Source organism: Cellulomonas sp. GbtcB1 (assembly GCF_019091725.1).
Classification (GTDB): domain Bacteria; phylum Actinomycetota; class Actinomycetes; order Actinomycetales; family Cellulomonadaceae; genus Cellulomonas.
On record NZ_JAGXJG010000098.1, the window covers coordinates 1 to 6,144 of the forward strand.

Genomic DNA, 6,144 nt, shown 5'->3' on the forward strand with positions numbered 1-6,144 from the left:
GCCGAGCAGGGGACCGGGTACCCCGAGCACGACGACCCGCTGGAGCAGCGCCGCCGCCCCGTCCCGCAGGCGCTGCTCGCCGCCGCGGGCGGCCCCGAGGCCATGCAGGTCGACGGGGACTTCCACGCGGCCCTCGAGTACGCGATCCCGCCCACCGGGGGGATGGGGCTGGGGGTCGACCGCCTGGTGATGAACCTGACGGGGCTCAGCAACCGCGGCACGATCCTGTTCCCGCTGAGCAGGCCCGCGCGCTGACCGCCGGGCCGGGTCAGCCGACCTCGATGACGCCGGTGGCGAGGAGGGCGACCGCGGCCACGGCCATCGCCAGCACGAGGCCGCAGACGGCGACCTCACCCGGCGCGAGCGCCCGCTCGCGCCGGGCTCGGCGCGCGATCACGAAGAGGATCGTCGCGGGCGCGTAGATCACGGCGGACATGAGGACGTACTGCGGGCCGGCGCCGTAGAAGAGGAACGCCGTGTAGGCCACGGCCAGGAGCGACACGGTGAGCAGGCCGGCCCAGCGCGGACCGGCCTCACGGCGCGCGGCCAGCGCCTGCTTGACGGCGAACCCCGCGCTGAGCAGGTACGGCACGAGGACCATCGACGTGGTGAGCGACACCGCGGCGTCGAAGGCGTCCTCGGCGAGCAGCGCGAGGAGCAGGAACACCTGGACCGTGACGTTCGTCAGCACGAGCGCTCCCACCGGGGCCCGGCGCGCGTTCTCCCGGGCGAACCACGCCGGCATGTCGCCCTCGCGGGCGGCGTTGACGACGACCTCGGCGGCCATGAGCGACCACGCCAGGTACGCGCCGAGGACCGAGACCAGGAGCCCTGCTGCGACGAGCACCGCGCCCCACTCGCCGACCACGTGCGTGAGCACGCCCGCCACCGACGGCTGGTCGAGCTCGGCGATCGCCGCCATCGGCAGCACGCCGTAGCCGATCATCGCCACGAGCACGAACAGCACCAGGACGGACAGGAAGCCGGTGATCGTGGCCCACCCCACGTCGCGGCGCCGTCGCGCGTACCGCGAGTACGTGTTCGCGCCCTCGACCCCGATGAACACGAAGACCGTCACCGCGATCGTCCCCGACAGCTGCGCCGGGACCGACCCGCCGCGCAGGTCCGAGAACAGGTTGCCGGCGAACACCGCGGGGTCGAACGCGATCCCGACGATCACCACGAACACGAGCAGCGGCACGAGCTTCGCGACCGTCACCACCCGGTTCACGGCCGTGGCCGAGCGCACGCCGCGCGCGATGAGGACGTGGAAGAACCAGAGCCCGGCCGATGACACGGCGACCGCAGCCACCGTGCTCCCGCCCTCGAACGCCGGGACCCACTCGCCGATCGTCGACATGACGAGCGTCCAGTAGACGACGTTGCCGAGGACCGCGACGGCCCAGTACCCGATCATCGACAGGAAGCCCGCGTACCGCCCGAACCCGGCCCGGGCGTAGGCGTAGACGCCGGCGCCCAGGTCGGGCCGCCGCTCCGAGAGCTGCTGGAAGACGACTGCCAGGGTCAGCATCCCGGCACCCGCGAGCGTCCAGGCGATCGCGGCACCGACGACGCCCGTGGACCGCGCGAACTCGCCGGGGAGGGAGAACACCCCGCCGCCGACCATGGTGCCGACGGTCAGGGCGGCCAGCGTCCAGCGGGACAGCGGGTGACCGACGGCTTGGTGGCCGGGCGCCTCGCGGACGTCGGTGGTCATCGGCGGCGGACCTGGCGGCGACCGGACCGCCGTGGCGAGGTCCGCACGCCGCGTGGAGCGGCTCCCCCCATGGTCAGCCCTCTCCGGTCGTCAGGCGCTCGTCGACGCAGCCGCGCCGGCACCGTCGCTGGTCACCGGCCGGCGCTCGTCCGCCCCACGCGCGGCGAACCAGACCCCCACGAGCGCGACCAACCCGGCCAGGAACACCAGGGCGCCGAGGGGGTTGGCGCCGTCGGTGGCGTCGAGGGTGAACACCGAGAAGTCCCAGGCGCCGTGCAGGGCCATGGCGCCGATCAGCGACCCGGTGACCCGGCGCAGGATGTAGAAGGACAGCCCCTGCAGGAACGCCGAGCCGATCTGCGGCAGCGTGCCGGTGAGCGACTGCCCGAGGAAGACGTTGATCCCGTGCATCAGCCCGAACAGGGCGCTGGAGATGAGAGCCACGGCGATCTCGCGGGTGCTGCCACGCAGCCCGGTGAGCAGCAGACCGCGGCTGGTCAGCTCCTCGTTGAACCCCACGAGGACGCCGAGCGCGAGGCCCGCGACGACGAAGTCCGCGCCGACCTCGCCCCAGTCGGTCCCGAGGAGGTTGCCGACGACCGCGACGAGCAGGAGAGCCGGGGCGATGATCGTCCACTTCGCGCGGGTGGTGCGCCGCTCGCGCAGCGCCGGCTGCCACCAGCCGAGCCATGTCGTGATCGCGGCCACGAGCACGGCCCCCACGGCGAGCGAGATGACCGCCCCGCGCCAGAGGTTGCTCGCGGAGTCGCCGAAGTCGGTGTAGGGGACGCCGCTGGCCGCCTGGATGGCCACGACGACGAGGAGGTAGAGGGCCCAGACGGCCAGGCCGATCCAGGCCCGGGGGTGAACGCGCATGACGGCTCCTTCAACGAGGTGGGCTCAGTGGTGGCGACCCCGCCCGGTCCTGGTGCGGTGACCAGGGCAGACGGGACAGAGTGTGACACAGCGCACGTGGCGGCGCGCAGGCACTGCGAGGTCAGGTGCCGTCCGAGGACGACGTCCTCGGCAGGTACGGCTGGATGGCGGCCGCGAGGGTCGCCGGGGTCATCGACTGCAGCCAGACGGTGCCCGGACCGCGCACCTGGGCGAGGAAGAGCGAGTCGCCGAAGATCTTGTTCCGGACGCCCTTCACGGTGGCGAACTCGATCTCCACGCCGGCGCGGTACAGGGCCAGGTGACCCGGGTGGACGAGCAGGGTCTCACCGGGACCGAGCTCCCTCTCCGTGAGCTCTCCCGCCAGCTGGACCCAGGCGGTCCCTGCGCCCGAGAGCTGCTGGAACACCACGCCCGCGCCGCCGAAGATCCCGGCGCCGAGGCGCTTCTGGAAGCCGACGGAGACGTCCACCCCGGGTGTGCTGGCGACGTACGAGCCCGACTGGACCAGGAACGCGTCCGCGGCGTCGATCGTCAGCTCCCGGATGCTGCCGGGCAGCCGGGCGGCGAAGGTGAGGGCGCCACCGGCCGGGGGCGCTGTGTACTCGGTCAGGAACAGCTGGCCGCCGCCGACCGCGCGCTTCAACCCGGCCAGGAAGCCACCGCCCCCGCCGTGCGCCGTCGAGGTGTCCATCGCGAAGCCCGGCGTGAGCCACGCGACGTCTCCTCCCTCGGCGACCACGCGTTCGCCGGGGTCGAGGGCGAGCTCGAGAACCGGCATCGTCGTCCCGGTGATCGTGCTGCGCATCAGAGCCCTCCAGATCGTGTCGAGGTCGCGGCGGTCGCCGCGGTGGCACGGCGCCGCTCCCGGAGGACCGACACCAGCATCGCGATCCCGAGGACGCCGATGACCATGTTCGCGCCGACCGCCCAGCCGGGCGGGTCGGGGGTGCCGCCGTCGGGGCCTGTGGGCTGGGCGTACCGCGCGAAGTCGTTGAGGGCGTGCAGCAGCATGGCCGGCCACAGGAACGTGGTTGCGCGGCGGATCGCGTAGTAGACCGCGCCGAAGCCGGCCGTCCCGGCGATCTGCACGAGCGTCGGGCCGACCGGCGCCCCGTGCAGCAGGTTGAGGGCGTGCATGGCGCCGAAGACGACGCACGTCAGGAGCAGTGCCGCGATCTCGGGCATCGATCCGCGCGCACCGGTGAGCAGGATGCCGCGCAGGGCCAGCTCCTCCGTGAAGCCGACCAGCAGGGTGCCGACCAGGAGCACCAGCAGGTACGTCCTGCCCGCGGACCAGTCGGCCGTCACGAACGAGCCGGCGACGGTGACCGTGTACAGCACGGGGAACGCGAGCCACCATCGCGGCACCCGCTGCTCGGGGCGCTCGCGCCAGACGTCGCGCCACCACCCCGACCAGCGGGCGAATCCCACGAGCAGCGCGCCGATGATGCTGAGGGGCAGCACGTGGGTGCGCAGGAACGCCAGGGTCGGGTCGGTGATGTCACCGTCGCCGCCGCCGGGCAGGACGTCGTCGACCGCGACCAGCGCGGCGTAGGCGACCACGACACCGAGGCCGACCAGCACGCCGTGGCGCACGCGCGGGTGACCGGCGGGGAGCCCGCCCGTGAGGTCCGTCATGGCCGTCATCCCACCAGATTCGCAGGTCGCGCGCCGGTCGAACCGGGTCCGGGGTTCAGGCCAGGTCCAGCAGGCCGGGCAGGTCGGCGACGGAGTCGAGCAGGTAGTCGTGCCGCTCGCGCCCGAGGCCGGCGGCGCCGAGCTTGCCGGTGAGCACGCCGACCACCGCGCCGGCTCCGGCGTTGCGGCCCGACTGCAGGTCGCGCACGGTGTCACCGGCGACGAGCACCCGGGCGACGTCGACCACGCCGGTGCGCTCCATGCACCGGTGGACCATGTGCGGCGCGGGCCGGCCGAGCGGCACCTCGTCGGCGCAGGTGAGCGCATCGAGCGTCACGGCCTCGGACAGCTGCTGCTCCGGGGACGCGGCGACGGTCCACCCGAGGACATCGAGGATCGAGGTCGCGACGTCGCGCGTGAACCCGGTGGTGAGCGCGACCTTGACGCCGTGTCGGCGCAGCGTCGCGAACGCCTCCGGGACACCGGGGATCGCGGTCGGCGGCCGCGTGGCGTAGGCGTCGGCGAGCAGCACGCCGAACCGGGCGAACGCCGCGTCGACCGTCGCGGCGTCGGGGGCGGGCCGGGGGCCGGTCTCGCCGAGGCGCAGCAGCGCGTCGAGGGCGGCGCGCTTCTCGGCGCCCATCCAGGTCTCGATGTCGGCGGCCGTGGCGGCGCTGCCGTGCTCGGCGGCGGCGCGGTGCAGCGCCTCGTAGACGGCGCCGTGCTCCTCGACGGTGGTGCCGGCCATGTCGAGGGCGACGAGGTCGAACGTGCGGGTCATGGGGGGTCCTCCGAGACGGGGGCGGGTCAGGACGGGTGGGACTCGAGCGCGGACGGGCGGCGGACCGCCGGTGCCGAGCCGTCCCGGGTGTTGACGATGGTGAAGGCGGCCAGGTCCGGCAGGTAGCGGTCCTCGGCGTACTCGAACAGCACGCCGGCCGCGTCGCTGGCGTGCCGACGCTCGCGCAGCAGCGGGGTGCCCTCGGGCACCTCGAGCAGCCCGGCGTCGGTGGGGTCGGCCGCGACGGCGTCGATGACGTGCCGGGCCGACGCGATGTCCACGCCGCTGGCGATGAGGTGGTCGTACACGGACCCGGAGTCGGGGTCGAAGTCGAACAGCACCCGGCCGACCGGCTCCAGGAAGGTGCTGCGCTCGACCATCGCCGGCTCGCCGTCGATGAGCCGCAGCCGCAGCAGCTCGACCACGGGGGTGCCCTCGGGCAGGTCGAGCGCGTCGGCCGCGGCGCCGGTGACGCCCCGGCGGGCGACCTCGACGGTCCGCTGCCCGGGGACCCGGCCGGTCCCGCTCACCCAGCGGCTGAAGGACAGGAAGGTGTCGAACGACTGGGGCACCGCCCGGGAGCGCACGACCGGGGGCCGGCCCTGGCCGCCGCCGATCAGCCCGTCGGTCCGCAGCGTGGCGAGCGCGTGCCGCATCGTCCCGCGCGACACCCCGAACTCCTCGCACAGCGCCGCTTCCGAGGGCAGGGCGTCCCCGACGCGGTAGGTGCCGGACACGATCCGGCGGCGGAGCTCGACGAAGACGCTGTGGTGCAGGGGGAGCGGGCTGGACATGGTGTTGACCATACAAGTGAGGTCCCGAAGCGACCAGACCTGGACAGTCCGACGCGATGAACATCGCACGACTAGGTGGAGCCAGGTGAACACCAAGCGAACATGTACAGACAAGTGACCTCCGACCCTTGCGCTTGTTCGATCGCGGCGCCCAGGGTCGTCGCCGTGAACCTCGTCTCGTCCCGCCCCGGGCTCCCCCCGTCCGTCGACCTGCTCGTGGTCGGCGGCCTGTCCGTGCTCGTCGTCGAGCGCGACGGCCGCGCCGTCGCCGCCTCCGTGCGCAGCTTCGGCCCCGGCTGCTTCACCCCGCAGGTCGG

The 6,144-nt window shown here is 73.7% G+C and carries 7 protein-coding genes; 1 reads left to right on the forward strand and 6 read right to left on the reverse strand.

Going from position 1 to position 6,144, the window contains the following annotated elements; genetic code table 11:
* The coding region (locus KVT14_RS19620) for an amino acid--tRNA ligase-related protein (protein WP_306795868.1) at positions 1 to 255 on the forward strand (255 nt) is incomplete at its 5' end.
* 13 nt (positions 256 to 268) lie between these two features.
* Here KVT14_RS19620 and KVT14_RS19625 read toward each other — a convergent pair.
* The 6 genes from KVT14_RS19625 to KVT14_RS19650 form a co-directional block, all read right to left on the reverse strand.
* Positions 269 to 1,717 (reverse strand): basic amino acid/polyamine antiporter, encoded by a 1,449-nt coding sequence (locus tag KVT14_RS19625; protein WP_217617200.1) that lies wholly within the window; start codon positions 1,715 to 1,717, stop codon positions 269 to 271.
* Between the two features lie 90 nt (positions 1,718 to 1,807).
* Positions 1,808 to 2,593 carry a CPBP family intramembrane glutamic endopeptidase gene (locus KVT14_RS19630; RefSeq protein WP_217617201.1) on the reverse strand — a complete coding sequence of 262 codons (786 nt, stop codon included), beginning with the start codon at positions 2,591 to 2,593 and terminating at the stop codon, positions 1,808 to 1,810.
* Between the two features lie 121 nt (positions 2,594 to 2,714).
* Positions 2,715 to 3,419, reverse strand: coding sequence for a TIGR00266 family protein (locus KVT14_RS19635; protein ID WP_217617202.1), 705 nt, complete (start codon positions 3,417 to 3,419; stop codon positions 2,715 to 2,717).
* A complete protein-coding gene (locus tag KVT14_RS19640) occupies positions 3,419 to 4,252 on the reverse strand; it encodes a CPBP family intramembrane glutamic endopeptidase (RefSeq protein WP_217617203.1) in 834 nt (277 codons plus the stop codon). The genes KVT14_RS19635 and KVT14_RS19640 overlap by 1 nt, the downstream gene beginning before the upstream one ends.
* A 55-nt stretch (positions 4,253 to 4,307) precedes the next feature.
* Complete coding sequence (locus KVT14_RS19645; RefSeq protein WP_217617204.1) at positions 4,308 to 5,033, reverse strand: phosphonatase-like hydrolase; 726 nt, start codon at positions 5,031 to 5,033, stop codon at positions 4,308 to 4,310.
* A 26-nt stretch (positions 5,034 to 5,059) separates the two neighbouring features.
* Positions 5,060 to 5,827, reverse strand: coding sequence for a GntR family transcriptional regulator (locus KVT14_RS19650; protein ID WP_217617205.1), 768 nt, complete (start codon positions 5,825 to 5,827; stop codon positions 5,060 to 5,062).
* Positions 5,828 to 6,144 lie beyond the last annotated feature (317 nt).

What these genes read in the sequence shown, in the direction of transcription:
- KVT14_RS19625 (WP_217617200.1), bottom strand. Translation starts at nt 1,717, where the DNA reads ATGACCACCGACGTCCGCGAGGCGCCCGGCCACCAAGCCGTCGGTCAC.
- KVT14_RS19630 (WP_217617201.1), bottom strand. Translation starts at nt 2,593, where the DNA reads ATGCGCGTTCACCCCCGGGCCTGGATCGGCCTGGCCGTCTGGGCCCTC.
- KVT14_RS19645 (WP_217617204.1), bottom strand. Translation starts at nt 5,033, where the DNA reads ATGACCCGCACGTTCGACCTCGTCGCCCTCGACATGGCCGGCACCACC.
- KVT14_RS19635 (WP_217617202.1), bottom strand. Translation starts at nt 3,419, where the DNA reads ATGCGCAGCACGATCACCGGGACGACGATGCCGGTTCTCGAGCTCGCC.
- KVT14_RS19650 (WP_217617205.1), bottom strand. Translation starts at nt 5,827, where the DNA reads ATGTCCAGCCCGCTCCCCCTGCACCACAGCGTCTTCGTCGAGCTCCGC.
- KVT14_RS19640 (WP_217617203.1), bottom strand. Translation starts at nt 4,252, where the DNA reads ATGACGGACCTCACGGGCGGGCTCCCCGCCGGTCACCCGCGCGTGCGC.